The following is a 21166-nucleotide window of genomic DNA, read 5'->3' as shown; positions in this document are numbered from 1 at the left end:
CGAGAGACAATAAGGGTGGTACCGCGGCCAAAGGTCGCCCCTTCTAATGAGGGGGTTCTTTTTTTGGGGCGACGCGGACATGCCAACACAGGGGGGATTCAAATGGGCCAAGCAATTTGGTATATCACGACGCCAATTTATTATCCTAGTGACAATTTGCATGTGGGGCACGCGTATACCACAGTGGCAGCAGATGCTCTTGCTCGCTTTCATCGCTTGGAGGGCGAAAAGGTATTATTTGTCACAGGGACAGATGAGCATGGACAAAAGATACAAAAGAGCGCACAAGAAGCGGGAATTTCACCGTTAGACTTCGTAAGTAAAATTGTCGGATATATCCAGGACCCGTTGTGGAAACGCTTAGGGATTTCTTATGACGACTTCATCCGTACTACCGAGGAGCGCCATCGCCAGGTCGTTCAAGAGATATTTCGGCGGTTGCTTGCTAAGGGAGACATCTATAAAGGAGTCTATGAAGGCTGGTATTGTTTGCCGTGCGAGTCGTATTGGATTGAGTCTAAGTTAGTGCAAGGCAACTGTCCCGATTGTGGCCGTGCCGTGGAACGAGTGACTCAAGAGAGCTATTTTTTTCGGTTAAGCCGCTATCAGGCGCCACTACGACAATATATTGTTGACCATCCGGACTTTGTTCAGCCAGCGTCGCGACGCCATGAAATGCTCAATTTCATTGATGCTGGGCTGGAAGATCTTTCGGTGTCACGGACCGGTGTAGACTGGGGAATTCCTGTGCCCCAAGATCCGGACCATGTTATTTACGTCTGGTTTGATGCGCTCGCCAATTATTTAACGGCCGCAGGATATCTTCACGATGACGCGCTATTTCGTGCGGCTTGGCCTGCCAATGTGCATCTAGTCGGAAAGGAAATTGTGCGATTTCATAGTGTGATTTGGCCGATTATGCTCATGGCGCTGGATCTTCCCTTGCCAGAGCGAGTCTTTGGCCATGGTTGGGTGCTCATTGGAGACACCAAGATGGGCAAGTCGTTGGGCAACGCGGTTGACCCCGTGGCACTCCTCAACCGCTATGGTGTGGATCCGGTCCGCTACTATCTATTACGTGAGGTGCCATTTGGCGCCGATGGCAGTTATACCGAAGAGGCGCTCATCTTGCGCACCAATGTCGATTTGGCCAACGACCTGGGCAATCTGCTCAGCCGGACGACAGCGATGATTAATCGATTTTCTGAGGGACGAGTGCCTACCTTGGTTGGTGAGCAAGATGATGGAGTGCTGGCAGGTGAAGCCGCCATTGTCTATCGTGATGTGCGAGAAGCCATGCATAAGTTGGCCATTTCTGACGCTCTCACGGCCATCTTTCGATTGGTGCGTGTAGCGAACAAGTACATTGAGGACCAAAAGCCATGGGATCTCTATAAAGAAGGCCATTCAGTTCGGTTGGGCAATGTGCTTTATGGACTATGGGAGTCCCTCAGGATTCTCTCGGTCCTGCTATCCCCGTTTCTTTTGGAGACGCCCGCGAGAATTCGAGAACAGCTCGGCATCGACGATCCGGTCACCAGTTATACCGAGGCGATTTTTGGTTTCGACGGCCAGGAGAGGCCCATTGCCAGAGGAGAAGCACTTTTTCCTAGGATTGAGCCGACCGTAACTGAATCGCCGCAGGAATCGCCCCCCCCAGTGGTCTCGACGGAGGAACCTGAGGAGATCGGGATTAGCATTGAGGACTTTCAAAAGATTGAATTGAAGGTGGGTACCGTGCGTAACGCAGAGATTGTGGGGGGCGCGGACCGGTTACTCAAGTTAACGGTATTTGATGGGGAAAGGGAGCGCACCATTGTCTCCGGAATTCGCATGCACTATGCTCCGACCGAACTTGTGGGACAACAAGTAGTGTTGGTGGCGAATTTAAAACCCACCAAGTTGCGAGGCATTTTGAGTGAAGGCATGCTACTGGCCGGATCAGCGGGTCAAGAGCTTTCTTTGGTAGCGCCTAGTCGACGTTTGCCGGAAGGAGCAAAGGTGAAATGACGCTGAAATTAATCGATAGTCACTGTCATTTGCAAGATGAGGATTTTCGAGATGACCGCGAGACGGTCTATGCGAACACTGTCAGCGAGCATATAGGCATGATTATCCCAGGATATACCGTCGAGAGTTCTCAAAAGGCGGTAGAGTTTTGTCGCACGCATGAGCACACCTGGGCACTGGTAGGAGTCCATCCTCACGATGCCAAAACTTGGCGAGAAGAAGACAGGGCATCTCTCGAGGAGTGGGTGAGGACCTCTCCGCGGGTGATCGGCATTGGTGAGGTAGGTCTCGATTATCACTATAATCACAGCCCGCAAGAGATGCAGCAAACGGTATTCGCCGAGCAACTGCGGTTAGCGAAGGCGCTTAATGTACCCGTGTCGGTGCACACCCGAGAAGCAGAGAACGATACGCTGGACATCATACGTTCGTTAGACTATCGCCGCGGTGTGATTCATTGTTTTACCGGTACCGAGGAATTTGCACACGCCATGCTGGAGATGGGATGGTATATTTCATTTTCTGGAGCCATTACCTTTAAGAGTGCACACGATTTGCGCCGCGTGGTGCAGAGTGTGCCACTGGAACGGATGCTCATTGAGACAGACTCTCCGTACCTTTCGCCGGTACCTTGGCGCGGGAAACGAAACGAGCCACTTCGGGTGATTCGTGTGGCGGAGATCATTGCGGCACAAAAAAATTGCTCAACCCAGCAGGTATTTGAGGCTACCTTGTCGAATACTTCAACACTGTTTTCTGTCACCGCTTGATATGGATAATGATGGAAAAACAGTAAGGATATTACAGAGGAGTGCGATGTAAATAAAGGAGGCTGCTTATTGACTAAATGGAAGACGTTAGGACTTCAAACATGGCTTCTAGGTGCTGCAGCAGTTACTGCGATGGGCGCTGGGATAGTGGGTTCGCAGTTCCGACATGTCGACATTGTGGTCCAAGGCCCCAAAGGAAAACACGACGTCTCATTATGGACATTTCGTCAAAAGGTCAAGGGGATCTTAGCTGAAGCGGGGGTTAAGGTGCATCGGCATGATGTCGTGAGCCCAGCACTGGACGCTTCTGTTGGCGCTAAGCCTGTCGTCGTCAAAGAGGCAATCCCTGTGTGGGTCAAGACCGCACATCATCATATCGAAGTCTTTACCACGCACTATTCCGTGCAAAGCGTGTTGGAGGCCGCCAAAGTAAAGCTGGAGCCGCTCGACTTAGTACGGCCTACCCTCCACGCGAAAATTTCAACTTCTACCACTATTAACGTCATTCGACGGTGGTTGGTTACAAAATCCGTAACGGAAAAAATTCCCTTTTCGGTGCAGTATCGTCCCGATGCAAACTTGTATAAGGGCCGCTCGCAAATCATGGTCAAAGGGAAAGCCGGGACACTAGTCAAAACGTTACAGATTTTGATGCAAAATGGTAAACCGATGCGTAGTACCGTGGTGAAGACAGAAGAAGTGACATCTCCAACGGCCGAGGTGATTCAATATGGTACAGCCCACCCGATTTCTCGGGGAGGTCCAGTTCTTCAGTTTTCGAACGAAGTTTCCATGTTGTCGACCGCGTATTGGCCTGACCCGGCTTGGTCGAGTGGGTATACCGCGCTGGGCTTGAAGGCACAATACGGAGTGGTGGCGGTCGATCCCAGCGTAATTCCCTTAGGGACCCGTTTGTATATTCCCGGTTATGGATTTGCCATCGCAGCCGATACGGGATCGGCGATCGTGGGCGATCGGATCGATTTGTGCTTTAATAGTGGTGCGCAGGCCATGGATTGGGGCGTGCGTCCCGTAACGGTATATATTATCGGTTCGTGACCTTGAAGTGACGGGAGGGCAAAACACTGAGCACAGAAGATTCCCGCTCACGCGTTGGATTAGAAGATGTTCTAAAAGAGCTAGGAATGGCCCCAGCACGCCACTGGGGCCAAAATTTTTTGATCAATAAGAACGTATTGGAGGAGATTGCCGTCCTCGCAGGGGCAGGCCCTGAAGTCCATATGTTGGAAATTGGTCCGGGTCTTGGAGCATTGACGTTATCGCTTTTAGAGCGCGGTGCGCGGGTCAGCGCAATCGAAGTTGATCAACGGGTCAAGGAGCAATTGGGTGACATTGCCAACCACTTCCCTGGCCAATTAGAGGTGACCTACGCTGACGCCCTGAACTGTTCATGGGACAAGGTGGTGGGGGCATTGGGCACTGCGGTTCCTGCGGTGTCCATTGTAGGGAACCTGCCTTATTATATTACGGCGCCGCTATTGGGAAAAATTCTCGAAACCTCACTCCATTGGACACGGGCCACAATTATGGTGCAAAAAGAAGTCGCCGATCGCTTAGCGACAGAACCGGGACATCGCCTTTCATCCGCCTTAGGGGTCATTTTGCGGTATCGGGCGGATGTGATCGTGGGGATCGATCGGGTCGATCCGTCCAACTTTTATCCGGCTCCGGAAGTTTTTTCAACTGTGATACAATTAGTACCACATCCTCCCTTACCGGTATCATTTGACACGTTTCGCTGGGTTGTGAGATCGGGATTTCGTCATCGCCGCAAAACACTACGCCAAGCTCTTGCACTAAGTGGTCATTCGCCCTTGAGTAAGAACCAATGGCACACTTTCTTAGAGTCAATTGGAATCGCCTCATCTCTGCGAGCGGAGGCGCTCTCCATGGAGGAGTGGTTGAGGCTCGCAGTAGCCGTAGACAAAAGGGGTGACTGGGGTGATTTTCGAAAGCCCGACCAAGGGCCGGATGAGTTTTGAAGAAATGTATGCCGATTTGTTGTTGTATTTGAATGAAGCGCCGCTTGCGCAGTATCGGTTAATCATCGGTACGGATTCTCATACACGCCACGACACCGTTTTAGTGACCGCGGTGGTGATACACCACTTAGGGAAGGGCGGTCGATACTACTTTCATCGCTCGCATCGACGGGCCATCAAAAGCTTGCGCCAAAAAATATTTTATGAAACGTCAACCAGCCTTTCGGTCGCATCGCGGCTGACGGAGATGTTAGAACAATCGGGCGTTGTGGATTTTGATGTTCAGATTCACATTGATGTCGGCAGACAGGGAGACACGAAAGACCTCATTCGTGAGATTGTGGGTATGGTGACCGGGAGTGGCTATCAAGCCGCGATCAAGCCGGACTCCTTTGGTGCCTCCAAGGTGGCGGATAAATATACTAAGTAGAGAAAATATCAGGATTTATGTCGGGGGCTATTGACCACGAGGAGCCAGCTTGCTAAAATTATCGGCCGATTTGACATTGCTAGCAACGAATGTTAAAATTTCTATTGTTGCCCTTCATCTGTGAGGAAGGAAGTGGTCTCGTGGCAGCCAAGAGTGTCTTGGATGATATAAAAAAGGAATTAGAATCGCACGTGGGTGAGAGGATTCGTGTGAAGGCCAATAAGGGCCGTAAAAAGGTCGATGAAAAAGAAGGTATTCTTGAAAAGACCTATCCGTATATTTTTGTCGTCAAGATTGAAGAGGGTCATCTTTCTGAGCGGCGTGTGTCTTATTCCTATACGGATGTATTAACGGAAACGGTAGAGTTAATCCTGCCCGAATCACTGACCAGCTAGAAATTTTGAGCCTCCACGTGGAGGTTTTCTTTTTGCATAAAGGCCATTTAAGGGGAAGAAAATAGAACGGCGTGCTAAATCAGGCACCCGTTCTTTTCCTTTTTAGGAGGCGACCTCAATCGGTCCGTTAATGATCATCGGAGGAAACGAAGACAAGGTCGGAGATCAAGTGATCTTGCGGCGAGTCGTACAGCTATCAAAATCCTCTAGAGGGAGTGCGACGCTCGGAATTGTGACCACAGCTTCCCTTGATGGAGATGGCGCATTCCATTCGTACCGGCGGATTTTTCGAGACTTGGGCTTAGAACGTGTGGTGAATATTCCTATCGAGACCCGACAGGCGGCGGATGATAGCGACTCTGTGCACCTGTTACGCGAGCTGGGCGGGCTGTTCTTTAGTGGCGGGGACCAACTGCGCATTACCAGTGTGTTAGGAGGCACTGAATTTCATCATGCGTTGCTCAGTGAACATGCCAAGGGGATGATGGTGGCGGGGACGTCGGCCGGTGCGTCCATGATGTCCGATACCATGATTGTCACCGGTGAAGCGGAGGAATCCCCTACCCGAAATACGGTACACATGGCACCGGGAATGGGTCTGTGGCTAGGGGCTGTCATTGACCAGCATTTTTCACAACGCGGGCGCATTGGACGGCTTCTTTCTGCTCTTGCTCAAAATCCTGGCATTTTAGGGGTGGGGTTGGATGAGGATACGGCCATCGAGGTGAGAATTGATGAACAAACGTTAGAGGTGTGGGGATCTCGCACAGTCACATTGTTGGACGGATCGAAAGTGACGGACACGAATGCCTCGGAGTCGCGTGCCGATCGTCCACTGGCGCTGATGGGGGTGGTGTTGCATGTGTTACCAGAGCATTTTCGGTTCGATTTGCGGACGCGAGTGCCCGAATCACCAACGGCTTCATACACACTAGGGGAGGATCGTTGACGTGGAGATTTTGGCAAGCACATTTTTTCAAGGACCCAACCGCCATGTGCTGAGACCGGCTCTAGCTGCGGAAGTGGATTTGGGACACTATGGAGAAGAGCCTTCAACCACTCGACCGTGGGTGTCGGCCCAATTGCTAGACCTGTTGCCGGGACTGTGCGAGCACCATTGTTCACGAGGCCATCGTGGCGGCTTTGTCGAGCGATTACAAGAGGGAACTTATGCGGGCCATGTGGTCGAGCATGTGGCACTTGAGACGTTGTATTTGTGTGGAGAGCGTGGTGTGTACGGAAAGACTCGCGTAGTCGCGGGATCGCGCGTATTAATTGTCTTTGAAACGGAGACGCGTGAAGGGGGGGAACACGCTCTCACCTTGGCGATGGGGCTGGTGGAGTCATTGTGGGACGGCGTGGAAACCACTATGGCTGCCGCTCTCGCTAGTCTTCGCGAGGTATTGGGGCGGCATCGTTTGGGGCCGAGTACGCGAGCACTAGTCGACGCGGCCGAAAAGTTGGACGTGCCGGTCACACGTCTAGACCATCAGAACTATCTTCGCCTGGGACAAGGCGTGCGTCAACGTCGCTTAATGGCGAGTATGACTGACGCGACCAATATCTTAGCGGTGGAAGTGGCGCAGGATAAATGTCAGACGGCCAGTGTGTTGGAATCGGCCGGCCTCCCTGTGCCATGGCATGCACACGTGCAAAACTATGGCGAAGCTCTGGAGCATCTTCAGAAGGTATCCGGACCCTTTGTCTTGAAACCGCTACGAGGACACCACGGCGAGGGGGTGGTGATGAATATCACCTCAGAAGAGGACATGGCTCACGCTTTTCATGCGGTGGGGCAATATGCGCCGGACAACCTGTTGTTGGAACAGCAGATTTCGGGAACGGCCTATCGGTTGTTGGTGGTGGGAGACGAGGTCGTGGCGGCGACCGAACGCCTCGTACCGTGTATTGTGGGAGATGGCAAACGGACGGTGAGAGAGCTAGTGGATAGCCTCAATACCGATCCGCGAAGAGGCGCCGATCATGCATACCCTATGAGCTACGTGGTGTGGGATGAAGAGATGAGGAGAACCTTGCATGCTCAAAATGTCACTTCAGAGGACGTCATCCCGGTAGGCTCTGAGGTGCGGTTGCGTTCTACGGCCAATATGTCTACTGGGGCGAGTGCCCGCGATGTTACCGATCAGATCGCCATACCCCTTGCGCGTGATGCAGTACGAGCGGCCCATGCCATAGGATTGGATATTGCGGGGATTGATTTAGTGACCACCCGGTTGGATCGCGCACTTATTGACTCGGGAGGATCCATTATCGAGGTCAATGCCGCCCCGGGATTGCGAATGCATCTTTATCCGACAGCAGGGCAGGCGCGGCCAGTAGCCGAGGCGATTGTGCGCCATCTCTACCCCCAACACAATGGACGTATTCCGGTGGCGGCTGTGACAGGAACCAATGGCAAGACCACAGTGACGCGTATGCTGGGGCATATCATGGGGCGGATGGGCTCGAGAGTGGGCATGGCGACAACCGATGGCATCACTATTGCAGGCGACACCATCAAGACGGGCGATTTTACTGGTCCGTGGTCGGCTCGTCTGATTCTGAATGATCCTACCGTTGAGGTCGCGGTACTGGAGACGGCGCGTGGTGGGATGGCACGAGCAGGACTCGGGATGGACGATGTAGATGTCGCAGTGGTTACCAACATTGGATGCGATCACCTCGGGCAGGATGGTATTGAGACATTAGAGGACTTAATTCATTTGAAGGCCTTGCTGGTTGATGTGGTGCGGCCGTCGGGGACTGCGGTATTGAATGCCGACGATCCCAATGTTCTTCAAATGCGCAAGCGCTGTCGCGGTGAGGTAATCCTGTTTTCTACCGAAGCGGACAATCCGGCCATCATTGAGCATCGTCAATCGGGCGGACGGGCGGTCTATTTAAAGTACGGATATCTTTATTATGGTGAGGGGCAAGAGGAGACGCGGCTCGTTGGGGCTCGCGCACTTCCAGCCAGTATGGGAGGGGTGGCCCGGATCAATGTCGCCAATGCAGCGGCCGCCGCGTCAGCGGCTTTGGTGATGGGTGTGAGTCCTCGCGATGTTGCCGAAGGACTAAAGACTTTTCCGGTTGGCGGGGCGGGGCTCAATCGTGGCCGACTCGAAATGATAACCGGGTGTGACTTGCGGGTGTTGGTGGATTATGGACACAATTATCCTGCTTTGACGGCATTGGGAGAAATTTGCCGGCGGTTGCGGCCGCGATCGATTGTGACGGTGTTAGGGCTACCTGGTGATCGCCGAGACGATGATATTGCGGCGTCAGCACGGGTGGTCGCCGGATTTAGTCATGCGGTGATATTACGCGAGGATGATGATAGGCGAGGTCGGAGCCCGGGAGAGGTCGCGGCGCTGATGCGACGAGCGATTGACGAGAGTCGGGTGTTGCCCGAGGCCAAGGTAAGCGTCGTTTTGGATGAAGGAGAGGCTGTGCGAGAAGCCATTCGCAATGCGCCACAGGATTCATTAGTTTTGGTGTTATACGAAAACTATCATCGAGTGCGTGAGGCCTCAGAGAGTGCTTTGAAGGCGCGTGATCAGGCTATGGGACAAATGACGGACGAAGAGGAGGTTAAGACAAAGGAATTTTCCGCCTAAATCCCGAACATCTCAACGAGGGGATAGCCATGGCGTGGATAAGTGCACCAGCAAAAATTAATCTAGGACTGTGGGTGGGATCGCGGGACGAAACCGGGTATCATCCGATTGACACGGTGATGCAAACTGTCGCATTATCCGATCAGTTAATGATTGACGTAGCGCAAGAAATGCACTGGGAGTCGTCAGAGGCGAATTTGCCGATGGATAGGCAAAATCTCGTGGTTCGTGCCTATCGTTGGTATCATGAGACCGTCGCGCCATTACCGTTAGCCACAGTCCGACTGGAGAAGCGCATTCCGGCGGGGGCGGGGCTTGGTGGCGGAAGTTCTGACGCCGCCGCCATGATTCGTTGGGCGACTGATGCCAGCCCCGTGAGCGATTTGCATGAGATTACTTGTCGGGCTGCCGATATCGGGAAAGATGTTCCGTTCTTTATTAAGGGAGGCACGGCTCGCGTGAGCGGTTATGGGGAGGCCATCACGTCAATGCCCGCGACACGCGAAATGGGAGTCGTGCTGGTCAATCCAGGGATACCCGTGGCAACTGACGCGGTATATCGGGCCTTTGATGAAGTGGGGAAAACGTCCAAGAGAGCGTTCCTGGAAAGAATTATCGAGGCGCTCCGTGAAGGGCTATATCCTTCCCAGGAGCATTTAATTAATGACTTAGAAGACCCAGCGTTTCATGTGTTGCCAGCCTTGCGATCTTTTCGTGAGGTTATTGTCGATCATGCCGATAGGGCGCCTGTGGGGTTATCGGGCAGCGGTCCCACCTATTTTATTCTCGGGGAAAATCGCGAGTGGGCCGAGTGGATGGCAGGTCGAATGGCCCGAGCGAGGATTCCTTGGGTTCGACCCACCACCCTATTGGGATCTTGGTGAGGGAAGAGGGGAAGGCATGCATGCGATAGTATTGGCCGGACAGCCGAATCACGGTATGTTGAGGGCTCTTCATTCGAATGCCTATGAAGCAGAAATTCCGGTCGGCGGGCGCGCTATGGCGGATTGGATTCTTGACGCTTTAAGTGCGACTCCGTCGGTAACCTCCATCGGTTTGGTGGGGCCGTCGTCACTAGCGCGAGAGGGGATTATCCTCGCCCCTGTCAAAGATAGCCTTTTTGCCAATATACTGCAGGGGCTGTTGACAGCACCGGATGAGCAGTCGCCGGTATTGTTTGTGACATCGGACATCCCGTGGATTACGTCCTCGATTGTCGAAGAGTTTATTCAACTCGCTCCGCCGGAAGTTGACGTGGTATACCCAATTATTCCTAGGTCAGTGGCAGAGTCTCGATTCCCTGGCACAAAACGAACTTATGTGCGTCTTAAAGAAGGGGTTTATACCGGCGGCAATCTTTTTGTGGCTCGTCCTACGGCGATCCCGCGTTTGAAGGAGCGGGCGGAAGTACTGTTAGCTCATCGCAAATCGCCGATTTTATTAGCAAGAGATGTCGGTGTGGGTCTTTTGGTGAGGCTATTATTGGGTAAATTATCGATCCCTCAGGCTGAGAACAAGGTGGGGGGGATTCTCGGCATCCAAGGACGCGCTTTAGTCTTTCCGCACGCTGAGGCGGGTGTTGATGTGGATAAGCCGGAGGACCTGGCATTGGCGGAACGAGAGCTCGGACGGCAATCCACTCAAGTGAATGGGCAAGGGTGGGAACTGGTGTGAGTGATCATCGGCAGAAGCGACTGATTGGACTGGCTCGATTATTGACTGAAAGACCCGGTGAGCAGCTGAAGCTCACAGACTTAGGCCACCGACTCAATGTGGCGAAGTCGACGTTAAGTGAAGACTTACTCTTAATTAAAGAGGCGTTCGAGAGTCAGCAGTTAGGACATTTGGATTCGCACGTGGGGGTATCCGGTGGCGTCACGTATCATCCGAATTTGGATAAAAGGCGTATTCGCAATCAAGTCAAACAATTTATTGCGGAGCTGACCCGCCCTGATCGGATGACTCCGGACGGATTTCTCTACGTCACTGACTTGTTATTTAATCCCATGCATATTGATGTGATGGGAGAGCTTCTAGCAGAGCGCTTTCGTCCTGTTGGCGTTGATCATGTAGCGACGGTGGAAACCCGAGGGATTCCGCTTGCGTTAGCCACCTCGCGGGCTCTCCTGGTCGATACGGTGCTCTTGCGACGAGACAATCGTTTGTCGGAGGGGTCTTCCTTATCTATTAACTATCTATCGGGATCATCAAGACGGGTACAGTCGATGTCTTTAGCGCGACGAGCCCCCGTGCGGGGTGGTCGCATTTTATTTGTGGACGATTTTATGCAAGCTGGCGGGACGGCTCGGGCGGCACAGGATTTATTAGGCGACTTTGGGGCGCAAGTGGTTGGTGTTGGTGTGCTGGTCGCAACGGATCGCCCGGAACATAAAGTGGTCGCGGATTTTAGTGCCATTCTTGACTGGACTCGATCGGATGATGGGCCTGGGACGGTCATTCCCGCGCCGTGGGTACAGACATTGGTGGATTGGGAGCAGGGGGAATAGGATGAAATTACCGACATTGGAGGATATCCGGCAAGCGGAACTCGCGTTAGCCGGAATAACCTATAAGACACCGTTACAAGAGTCCAGCTATATTAACGATTTAATTGGGTCACGAGTGTTCTTCAAGCTAGAAAATTTGCAGCGGTCTGGATCGTTTAAGTTGCGAGGCGCCTATAATCGCATTCGTCATTTGACGGCCGAAGAATTAGCCCGTGGGGTGGTGGCTGCATCGGCAGGTAATCATGCCCAGGGGGTGGCCTTGGCAGCAGGACTGGTGGGTACCACCGCCGTGATTGTGACACCGGAAGGAGCCTCGTTGACCAAAATTGAAGCGACGAGAGCGTATGGGGCGCAAGTACACCAAGTCGGGCAGAGTTTTGATGAGGCGTTTGAGGAGGCCCGCCGCATCAGTCGCGATAGCGGACGTGTACTCATCCATGCCTTTGATGATCCCTTAGTGATTGCGGGCCAAGGGACGATTGGTATTGAGTTGATGGATGAGCGGTCGACGTTAGATGTCTTAGTGGTGCCTATTGGTGGGGGCGGTCTGATTAGCGGGATTGCCTTAGCGGCCAAAGCTCGCAACCCGCGTCTACGAGTCATCGGAGTACAGGCCTCAGGAGCTGATGCGATGCTGCGGTCACGGGAAAAAGGGCAGGTGGCGCCGTCGCTTGAGGTGCGAACCATTGCCGATGGTATTGCGGTCAAACGGCCGGGAGACATCACCTTCCGCCTCATCGAACAGTACGTTGACGACATTGTGACGGTGGACGAGCACGACATTTCCCGTGCTATCTTGATTTTCTTGGAGCGGTCGAAACTCTTGGTTGAAGGGGCGGGAGCTGTGGGATTAGCGGCGCTCGTGTCTGGAAAAGTACCTGTTGGCAGTCAGTCCGTGGCCACTGTGGTGAGTGGAGGAAATATTGACGTCACGCTCCTTAATCGCATTATTGAGAAGGGACTCGTCGAGGAAGGACGGCAACTGCATATGCGCACGGTCATCCCTGATCGGCCAGGGCAATTGTCGCGTCTATTAGAACAAATCGCCAAAATGAAGGCCAATGTCATTCGCGTGAACCACGAGCGGTGGGATCCGGGCATCGCTCCGATGGATGTCAGTGTCCATTTGGTGCTCGAAACACGTAACCCGACCCATCGCCAAGATATTATCCAGACCTTGGTGGGAGAAGGATACCAGGTGTCGATTGAGCGGGAAGATTTTTCGTAGCAAAAATTTCGACAATTGGAGGAATTAGGCGATTCCATAGCGAATAGTCTCCTACCCAAAACATCTGGGTCAGATTCGGCATCTTTGGCGAAGGAGGAATTCCTGTGGAGATTACTGATGTACGGCTTCGGCGAATGGTTACTGACGGGAAAATGAAAGCGGTAGCTTCAGTGACCCTAGATGGTGAATTTGTGATTCACGACGTCAAGGTAGTTGAAGGGCTAAAAGGATTATTTGTGGCGATGCCGAGCCGCAAAACGCCCGACGGCGAGTTTCGTGATGTGGCACACCCGATTACCACGCAGGCGCGCGAAAGAATCCAAAAGGCGGTATTGGAGGTTTTTCATTCAGCCTCATAAATGGAAATGGTGTGAAGAATAAGGAACAGAGGAATGAATGTGTCCGAGACGACATCAAAGAGATGTCGTCTTTTCATGGTGGAAGGCCAAGTAGGATCTTTGGTATGCTAAACCTTGGCACGAAGTCGTTGAGTCACCCAGGAGGGATCGACATGGCGAAAACTGCAGCGGTCATATTAGCCGCTGGGCACGGATCGCGAATGCATTCAGGAAAAGCGAAAGCGTTACACGAATTAGGCGGAATTCCGCTGGTCACCCATGTGATACGGGCCGTCGAACAGGCCGGCTTAGGCATGCCGCTGGTGATTGTGGGCTATCAAGCGGAACGCGTGGAGGAGGCGCTCGAAGGCCAGGCCACCTGCGTCTTTCAGTCAGAAATGAAAGGAACAGGTGATGCGGTGCGTCATGCGCTTGACGCTGTTTCGGACGATGTTCAGAATCTTTTAGTCCTGTACGCGGATTGTCCGTTGGTTCCGGCGGCATTGTTAAAAGAGTTGTTGGAACGGCATGCTAAGACGGGCGCGGCCGTGACCCTCGCGACAACCATGATGGACAATCCTACGGGATACGGTCGGGTGGTACGGGGTGCTGACGGAACGATGGATCAGATAATTGAGGAAAAGGATGCGGATGCCGCGACGCGCAGTATTGAGGAGATTAATACCGGAATTGGCGTATGGCGAATCGATGGGCTGCGGCAACATCTCACCGCCCTACCCTTTCATGGCGAGGAACAATATTTAACAGAGGCCATTGGGGTGTTGCGTCGAGAGGGATCTCAAATCGAGGCACTGGTGTGGGATCAGCCATACGAGGTCATGGGGATTAATACTCGTCGAGAGTTAGCCCACGCAGAACGGTATTTGCGCCATGAGATTCTCAACCGGCTGTTTGACGCGGGAGTGACCATCGTGGACCCTGATACCACCTACGTCGATGCCGACGTAGAGGTCGGTTCGGATACGGTGATTTATCCCATGACCTTCCTCAAAGGGAGGACTAAAATTGGGCGGGATTGCCATATTGGCCCGATGACTACGATTGTGGACAGTCGACTGGCCGATGGAGTGGTGGTTGATCAAAGTGTGGTTGAACATAGTGTGATTGCGAGTACCGCCCGTGTTGGACCATTTAGTCATCTGCGTGCCGGCACCTACTTGGATCGAGACGTGAAGATTGGGAATTTTGTAGAATTGAAGAACACGCGAGTGGGGATTGGCACTAAAGCGCATCACCACTCCTATTTAGGGGATGCGACGATTGGAGGACGCGTCAACATTGGTGCGGGGACAGTCATTGTGAACTTCGATGGCGTGTCTAAGCACCAAACGTTTATTGGCGATGAGGCCTTTATAGGATGCAATTCGAATCTAGTAGCGCCCATGGAAATTGGGGCAGGAGCTTATATTGCCGCGGGATCGACAATTACGCAAAATGTTCCGGGAGATTCGTTAGGGATTGCACGGGGTCGACAGGAAAATAAGCCGGGTTGGGCGGCAGACCGTCGCCAGGTGAGCAAAGATACCTAGTACCGGTGGCCCCGTCTGACCTAAAATTTGTCTTAAAGGAGAGCCCAATGTTCGAGCGTGAAGGAGTCCTCAAAATTTTTACCGGCAATGCGAATCGTCCCCTAGCGGAAAAAATTGTGGAGCATTTAGGAATTTCGCTAGGTCAAGCTGATGTCGGTCGATTTTCTAACGGTGAAATTCGGGTGCGTCTATTGGAAAATGTTCGTGGCTCGGACGTTTTTATTGTTCAGCCGACATCTGGTCCGGTGAACGATAATTTAATGGAGTTATTACTTTTGATTGATGCGGCGCGACGCGCTTCGGCTCGACGCGTGACAGCGGTAATTCCGTTTTATGGCTACGCCCGACAAGATCGTAAGGAGCGGGGACGAGAGCCAATTTCTGCCAAACTGGTAGCCAACCTCATTACCACGGCGGGAGCTCGTCGAGTATTAACGATGGATTTGCATGCCCCACAAATTCAAGGATTTTTTGATATTCCTGTGGACAATTTACAGGGAGGACGAATTCTGTCGGAAGCGATCTATGCGAAGCACCTGGATAATTTGATGATCTTTTCCCCTGATGCGGGGGGAGTATACCGTGCTCGTCAAATGGCTAAATTCTTGCAGGCACCGCTCGGCTTTATTGATAAGCGTCGTCCAGAGCCTAATGTTTCCGAGGTTGTGAACGTCATCGGCAAGGTACGGGATAAAACGGTCGTCATTGTGGATGACATGATTGATACGGGAGGGACCTTAGCGAAGGCAGCTCATGCCATTCGGGAGCTAGGGGCAAAAGCTGTGTACGCGGCCTCGACGCATCCGGTGTTTTCAGGGAATGCGGCGCAGATTCTCACAGAATCTGCTCTGGAAGAGGTGTTGGTTACAGATACGATTCTCTTGGACAAGCCGCCAGAACGCACACAGGCCATTTCGGTGGCACCGCTACTCGCGGAGGCGATTATGCGGGTTCACGAAGATCTGTCTGTGTCGAAGTTATTCGAATGAGCAGTCGCCGGTTGATTGTAGGACTCGGGAATCCGGGGGCTCGTTATGAACGGACTCGCCACAATATGGGATTTATGGTGGTCGACGCCTATGCGGCGTTCCGGAAAGTCCAGTTTCGTCGTACCAAGTTTGGCCACGTGGCCGAGTTCCCCGATGCCTATTTGCTGAAACCCGAGACATTTATGAATCTCTCGGGTCAAGCGGTGGCACCATTGATGCACTACTATCGTTTGGGTCCGGAAGATCTTCTTGTGGTTGCCGACGATCTGGACTTGCCGCTGGGTACATTACGTCTACGGGCGGCCGGATCCAGCGGCGGTCACAATGGTCTTAAATCCATTATTGGGGCCATAGGGACGGAGCAGTTTGCGCGCTTGCGGGTGGGCATATCGCGTCCACCAGAGCATCTGGCGGTAATCGATTGGGTATTGATGCGGTTTTCAAATTCAGAAATGACCGAAGTTCATGAGGTGTGTAATCGCGCCGTCGAAGCGCTTTCCTGCGTGATCGATGACGGGGTGGATCGGGCGATGAACCGATATAACGGCTAGTCTCCGTGGTTCTCGGGCAAACTCTTTTCAGAGCGGCTTGAGAGGAGACAGTGCATGGTTCGATATGTATGCCGGCATTGTGGGCGACGAATGGGAGAATATCGTGGAGATTGGCGCGACCCTGTGCTGGGAATTAATCAGCTGGAACCTGATGAACAAGACGAATTGTTACAGTTGGACGACTCTGGCGACGAAGCCACGGTAAAAATTTTATGTGATCATTGTCTACCTGTGCCATGGGACGATAACCTGTGGTATAACTAGAGAAAACTTACGACGGGCTAGCCGCATCTAGCCCGTGTTTGGTGTGCGGGGATGATTAGTGCTCATGGGAACAACGAATTTGACACAGTTACTGTCTTTATGGCAGGGATATAAACCGTATCAGGAACTTGTCCGCCGATTGGATGAGGGGGGTCTCAATGCGCAGGTAAACGGCTTATCGGGTTCGTTACCGACCTATATCACGGCCGCTCTCTCGGAGAGCCTCGATCGGCCCCTCTTAGTGATCACTCCGGGATTCCAAGAGGCGCGGAGGATGGAAGCAGAACTGTCCTCTTTTTTGCCCGAGGCGCCTATTCACCTCTTACCGCCTCGCCCACATCTCAGCGGGGATGTACGCGCAGAAAGCTATGAGTGGCATGATCGGCGACTCCAGGCGTTAACTGCCGTAACCTTTAACCGCGTATCCATCTTGGTCGCTCCGGTGGAATCGTTACGTCAGCGCCTCGTGCCTCCGCCGAAGCAGCCTCTGGAGATACGTCCTGGGGATCGGATTGACCCTCAAGCTTTGGTTCAGCGCCTGATTCAATTGGGATATGAGCGCGATACTGAAGTCACTGAGGAAGGGCAATTTGCCTGGCGTGGGGCGATCATGGACATATACCGTCCCGGCGGTCCGCCGGTGCGGGTCGAGTGGTTTGATGTGGAGGTCGATTCTGTCAGAGTGTTTGATCCCAATACGCAACGGACGATTTCGATGGAGTCGTCCGTGTCATTAGGTCCGGCGCGTGAATTAATTTGGACAGAAGCTCGTCGGGATGCTGCGATTCATCGCCTGTCGGTCGAGTCCGATGAGGTGATGAAGAATTTAGTGGCTGTGGGAAAAACGGAAGAAGCCAATCGTGCCCATGAGCGGTTCGCTCGGTATTTGCATGACTTGTCCGAAGGGCATAGTTTTCCCGGCATCGAACGATATACTGCAGCGTTTTACCAACCAGAGCCTCTGACGGCAGTCTTTGCCACGCTTCCTGTCATTGTGTACCAAGATTTACCGCGAATTCAAGAGGCCTGGCGAGGGTTAGATGCCTCGGAGCGTCTCGATTTTGAAAGACGGCTAGAACGCGGAGATCTTTTGCCCATGGAGGTCGAAATGAGCATTCGAGAAGATCGTCTATCGGCCGACATTCGCGGACATGGCACGGTCGCTCTTTCGCTTCTACCTCATGGGCAAGGGAGTACCGCCTATGTGATGAGTCTTACCGGGCGTCCCGCTCCTCGCATTCATGCCCAGCGCGATTTGCTGAAATCGGAATTGGCCCATCTGAGGAAGTCTCGCATGAGGTCAGTATTGGTGGTGCGGGATGAAGAGAGCGCTCGGGTGATGACCCATCAAGTCATTGATCTTGAGATTCCCGTTCACGAAGGATTAGGGGTCGCCGGTGAAGTGGGAATATTGGTGGGACAGTTATCGCATGGTTTTGTTCTGTCAGAATTGGGATTAGCGGTGTTGGCTGAGACCGAGCTATCGGGACGGGAAGTGTCTCCACAAGTCGCGAGACGGCGCGAACCGCGGGCTCATGTGCGTTTGAACGAACTGAGGCCTGGGGATTACGTGGTGCATGTGACGCATGGCATTGGGCGGTTTCTCGGAATTGATACTCTGGACATTCAAGGTCAGCACAAAGACTACTTGCACGTGCAATATGCGGGTCAAGATACGCTCTACGTACCTGTAGACCAACTGGGTCTAGTGCAAAAGTATGTGGGTGTCGAAGGACAGGAACCACGCCTCTCCAAGATGGGAGGACAAGAATGGCATCGCACTAAGGAACGCGCTCGGGCCTCCGTACAGGATATGGCGGAGAAGTTGATCCGCCTGTATGCCGTACGCGAATCTCGTCCAGGCTATTCCTTTTCGGAGGATACGCCGTGGCAGGGGGAATTCGAGGCCTCCTTTCCCTATGAAGAAACGCCGGACCAACTACGCGCTATCACTGAAATTAAGCGCGATATGGAACGGGGGCAACCGATGGATCGGCTACTCTGTGGAGACGTCGGCTATGGGAAAACCGAAGTGGCTTTGCGGGCGGCCTTTAAAGCCATCATGAGCGGGAAACAAGTAGCGATGTTGGTGCCAACCACGCTTTTAGCGGAACAACATTTTACCACCGCTAAGGCGCGAATGGCGGGATACCCGATCACGATCGAGGTATTGAGTCGGTTTCGCACCCACAAGCAACAAAGAGACATCTTAGCCCGACTGCGAAAGGGGCAGGTTGATTTATTAGTAGGCACGCATCGCTTGCTGGGAAAAGACGTTCAGTTTCAAGATTTGGGGCTCTTGATTGTGGACGAAGAGCACCGATTCGGTGTGGCCCATAAAGAACGAATGAAGTCATTGCGCGAAAATGTTGACGTCCTAACACTGACCGCTACCCCCATCCCTCGCACCTTGCATATGGCCATGGTCGGTATTCGCGATATGAGTGTGATAGAGTCTCCCCCGGAAGATCGACTGCCCGTGGAAACCGTGGTGATTGAATATGAGGAAGCGCTGATTTACGATGCCATCCGGCGTGAATTAGATCGCGGTGGCCAAGTGTATTATGTGCAGAATCGTATTATGGCGATGGATCGCATTATTGAGCGTTTGATGCGGATGTTTCCCGAAATGCGGTTAGGCGTAGTGCATGGGCAAATGGATGAAACGCGGATTGAGGACGTGATGGCACGGTTTATCGACCAAGAATATGATGTCCTTTTAGCGACCAATATTATTGAATCCGGGTTAGATATTTCCAATGCGAACACGCTGATTGTGGAGGACGCTGACCGGATGGGCTTAGCGCAGCTTTATCAGCTCAGAGGGAGGGTGGGGCGGTCTAGCCGACGAGCCTATGCGTACTTTACCTTTCGGCAAGACAAAATGCTTACGCCGCAAGCAGAAAGGCGTCTCGAGGCCATTAGAGAATTTACCGAACTCGGAGCGGGCTATCAGATTGCGCTAAGAGACTTGGAGATACGGGGGGCGGGAAATCTCATTGGGGCTGAGCAGCACGGGTTTATTGCTTCAGTCGGGTTTGACCTATACACGCAAATGCTCAGTCAAGCCATTCGGCAGCTCAAAGGGGAGGAGGTCTCGGTTACACCGGATCCGTCCATTGAAATCGAGGTAGATGCCTACCTCCCTGAAGGGTATGTCTCGGACCCTCGTCAAAAGATTGAGGTGTATAAACGGTTGGTGTCTTCCAGAACCTTAAAAGAGGTTGACGAGCTAGCGGATGAAATCGAGGACCGCTTTGGAGCAATGGAAGAGTCAGTGACACGCCTGATCCAACTCTCACGTGTGCGAGTCATGGCGAAGGAATTGCGGCTGGTGTCCGTGTCTCATCGCTCAAACCGCCTTCTCGTGCGTGGAACGGGTGAGAGTGCGGTCAGTAGCGAAGCGATTCGCCTCTTGGCGGCAAAGTTTCCGGGCCGATTGCTTCCCGCCACGAATCGCGCTCCAGAAATTGGCATTAAAATGCCGATGCGGTCAACCGCGCTCGATGCCCTCAATACTGCAGAAGTGGTGTTGACAACGATCAAGGGGGACGATTATGCACACGTTCCGGAGCCATTGGGTGGGAAGCCTCACCGTTCTTAGCGTACTGATACTTAGTGGTTGTGGATCGTCTGCCGAGACTCGCATGGTGGCGCACATTGGTTCAGTGAAAGTGACGCAGTCGACGGTCGACAACGCACTAAGATCGAGTGAAGTGATTCAAGATCTGCGTCTAGAGAAGGGTCAAACGGTGTCTAGAGCGCAGATCGAAGCGGTAGCAGAGCAAGCGTGGGTGGAGTCCTGGGCACTACGGCATCACCTGACGACGATGGCAGATGCCCGTGAGGCGGCCCAACAGCAGATTCACCGAGACTTCTCTAATCGTGCGGGAGCCCAGACCCTTAACACCCGACTGAACGAGCATCATTTGTCGCTCCAAGCCTTTTCCGATTACGTGGCGGGGCAAGCGTTGGTTAGAGCAGCCTATCGTCACGTGACCCACGATGTCGAATCACCATCCAGTCACGATACGTACCAATACTATCTTACAAACCCTCAATTTTTTGTGGCTCCATCGGAGATCTTGCTGCGCGATATTACCGTGCATAAGCGAGCGACCGCCCAGTCTCTGATGAAAAAAATACAGGACGGGGCCAGTTTTAGCGCACTGGCGAGTCGAGAATCTATTGATAGTGCGCGTTTAGAAGGCGGTAGTCGGGGGTTTATACCCCTTGGAGCGACCTCAACTCTGCCGGCTTCATGGGGAGACGTGGTGTCCTCGATGCTGCCCGGACAGATGAGTATAGTCAAAGGACGTTTGGGCTACTCTATCATCGAAGTTCAAGCATCTCGAGCGGGAGTGGCAATTCCATTTAGCACTGTGCAACCGGAAATCGAGGATCGGTTGATGCAGCAAGCTAAGGAGCAGGCGTTTGACCATTGGGTCGACGGGCAGATGAAAACCCTCCATCTGATCGTGGAGTAACTTCTACCATTCGGCAAAATTGGAAAA

Annotated in this window: 19 protein-coding genes; all 19 read left to right on the top strand. The window is 52.9% G+C overall.

All coding sequences use genetic code 11. The annotated features are described in order from the left end of the window. The first annotated feature begins 102 nt into the window (after window positions 1-102). The 19 genes from metG to ACOJWD_RS07280 all read left to right on the top strand — a co-directional run bounded on the left by metG (window position 103) and on the right by ACOJWD_RS07280 (window position 21139). Window positions 103-2010, top strand: coding sequence for a methionine--tRNA ligase (metG, locus tag ACOJWD_RS07370; protein WP_486992579.1), 1908 nt, complete (start codon window positions 103-105; stop codon window positions 2008-2010). Beyond that, complete coding sequence (locus ACOJWD_RS07365) at window positions 2007-2780, top strand: TatD family hydrolase (protein ID WP_486992578.1); 774 nt, start codon at window positions 2007-2009, stop codon at window positions 2778-2780. Before metG ends, ACOJWD_RS07365 begins: the two co-directional genes overlap by 4 nt. A gap of 69 nt (window positions 2781-2849) precedes the next feature. Continuing rightward, the gene (locus ACOJWD_RS07360) at window positions 2850-3839 is read left to right on the top strand and encodes a resuscitation-promoting factor (protein WP_486992577.1); all 990 of its coding nucleotides are present in this window, start codon (window positions 2850-2852) and stop codon (window positions 3837-3839) included. An 86-nt stretch (window positions 3840-3925) separates the two neighbouring features. Further along, window positions 3926-4783 (top strand): 16S rRNA (adenine(1518)-N(6)/adenine(1519)-N(6))-dimethyltransferase RsmA, encoded by an 858-nt coding sequence (rsmA, locus tag ACOJWD_RS07355; RefSeq protein ID WP_486992576.1) that lies wholly within the window; start codon window positions 3926-3928, stop codon window positions 4781-4783. Further along, a complete protein-coding gene (locus ACOJWD_RS07350) occupies window positions 4743-5213 on the top strand; it encodes a ribonuclease H-like YkuK family protein (RefSeq protein WP_486992575.1) in 471 nt (156 codons plus the stop codon). The genes rsmA and ACOJWD_RS07350 overlap by 41 nt, the downstream gene beginning before the upstream one ends. 140 nt (window positions 5214-5353) lie before the next feature. Beyond that, window positions 5354-5608: a Veg family protein gene (locus tag ACOJWD_RS07345; RefSeq protein ID WP_338055175.1), complete on the top strand. Its 255-nt coding sequence runs from the start codon at window positions 5354-5356 to the stop codon at window positions 5606-5608. A gap of 130 nt (window positions 5609-5738) precedes the next feature. Beyond that, entirely contained in the window at window positions 5739-6557 is an 819-nt protein-coding gene (locus tag ACOJWD_RS07340; protein WP_486992574.1) for a cyanophycinase, read from the top strand. 1 nt (window position 6558) lies between these two features. Continuing rightward, window positions 6559-9225: a cyanophycin synthetase gene (gene cphA, locus ACOJWD_RS07335; RefSeq protein ID WP_486992573.1), complete on the top strand. Its 2667-nt coding sequence runs from the start codon at window positions 6559-6561 to the stop codon at window positions 9223-9225. Window positions 9226-9254: 29 nt separating this feature from the next. Continuing rightward, a complete protein-coding gene (ispE, locus tag ACOJWD_RS07330; protein WP_486992572.1) occupies window positions 9255-10109 on the top strand; it encodes a 4-(cytidine 5'-diphospho)-2-C-methyl-D-erythritol kinase in 855 nt (284 codons plus the stop codon). Between the two features lie 16 nt (window positions 10110-10125). Then, a complete protein-coding gene (locus tag ACOJWD_RS07325) occupies window positions 10126-10899 on the top strand; it encodes an NTP transferase domain-containing protein (protein ID WP_486992571.1) in 774 nt (257 codons plus the stop codon). Then, on the top strand, window positions 10896-11732 hold the full coding sequence (locus ACOJWD_RS07320; RefSeq protein ID WP_486992570.1) for a phosphoribosyltransferase family protein: 837 nt from the start codon (window positions 10896-10898) through the stop codon (window positions 11730-11732). The genes ACOJWD_RS07325 and ACOJWD_RS07320 overlap by 4 nt, the downstream gene beginning before the upstream one ends. Before the next feature lies 1 nt (window position 11733). Continuing rightward, window positions 11734-12960 carry a threonine ammonia-lyase gene (gene ilvA / locus ACOJWD_RS07315; protein WP_486992569.1) on the top strand — a complete coding sequence of 409 codons (1227 nt, stop codon included), beginning with the start codon at window positions 11734-11736 and terminating at the stop codon, window positions 12958-12960. A gap of 104 nt (window positions 12961-13064) precedes the next feature. Continuing rightward, a complete protein-coding gene (gene spoVG, locus ACOJWD_RS07310) occupies window positions 13065-13319 on the top strand; it encodes a septation regulator SpoVG (RefSeq protein WP_486992568.1) in 255 nt (84 codons plus the stop codon). Between the two features lie 152 nt (window positions 13320-13471). Continuing rightward, complete coding sequence (gene glmU / locus ACOJWD_RS07305; RefSeq protein ID WP_486992567.1) at window positions 13472-14848, top strand: bifunctional UDP-N-acetylglucosamine diphosphorylase/glucosamine-1-phosphate N-acetyltransferase GlmU; 1377 nt, start codon at window positions 13472-13474, stop codon at window positions 14846-14848. A gap of 47 nt (window positions 14849-14895) precedes the next feature. Continuing rightward, window positions 14896-15837 carry a ribose-phosphate diphosphokinase gene (locus tag ACOJWD_RS07300; protein WP_486992566.1) on the top strand — a complete coding sequence of 314 codons (942 nt, stop codon included), beginning with the start codon at window positions 14896-14898 and terminating at the stop codon, window positions 15835-15837. After that, on the top strand, window positions 15834-16388 hold the full coding sequence (gene pth / locus ACOJWD_RS07295; RefSeq protein WP_486992565.1) for an aminoacyl-tRNA hydrolase: 555 nt from the start codon (window positions 15834-15836) through the stop codon (window positions 16386-16388). Before ACOJWD_RS07300 ends, pth begins: the two co-directional genes overlap by 4 nt. A gap of 54 nt (window positions 16389-16442) precedes the next feature. Beyond that, window positions 16443-16652 (top strand): anti-sigma-F factor Fin, encoded by a 210-nt coding sequence (locus tag ACOJWD_RS07290; protein WP_486992564.1) that lies wholly within the window; start codon window positions 16443-16445, stop codon window positions 16650-16652. Between the two features lie 64 nt (window positions 16653-16716). Beyond that, window positions 16717-20256 carry a transcription-repair coupling factor gene (mfd, locus tag ACOJWD_RS07285; protein WP_486992563.1) on the top strand — a complete coding sequence of 1180 codons (3540 nt, stop codon included), beginning with the start codon at window positions 16717-16719 and terminating at the stop codon, window positions 20254-20256. Beyond that, the gene (locus ACOJWD_RS07280; protein WP_486992562.1) at window positions 20210-21139 is read left to right on the top strand and encodes a peptidylprolyl isomerase; all 930 of its coding nucleotides are present in this window, start codon (window positions 20210-20212) and stop codon (window positions 21137-21139) included. Before mfd ends, ACOJWD_RS07280 begins: the two co-directional genes overlap by 47 nt. Window positions 21140-21166: the final 27 nt, after the last annotated feature.

It is taken from the genome of Sulfobacillus sp. TH-112 (genome assembly GCF_057473405.1).
Note: the sequence above shows the minus strand (reverse complement) of the source record. Positions and strands in the feature narration are given on the sequence as shown.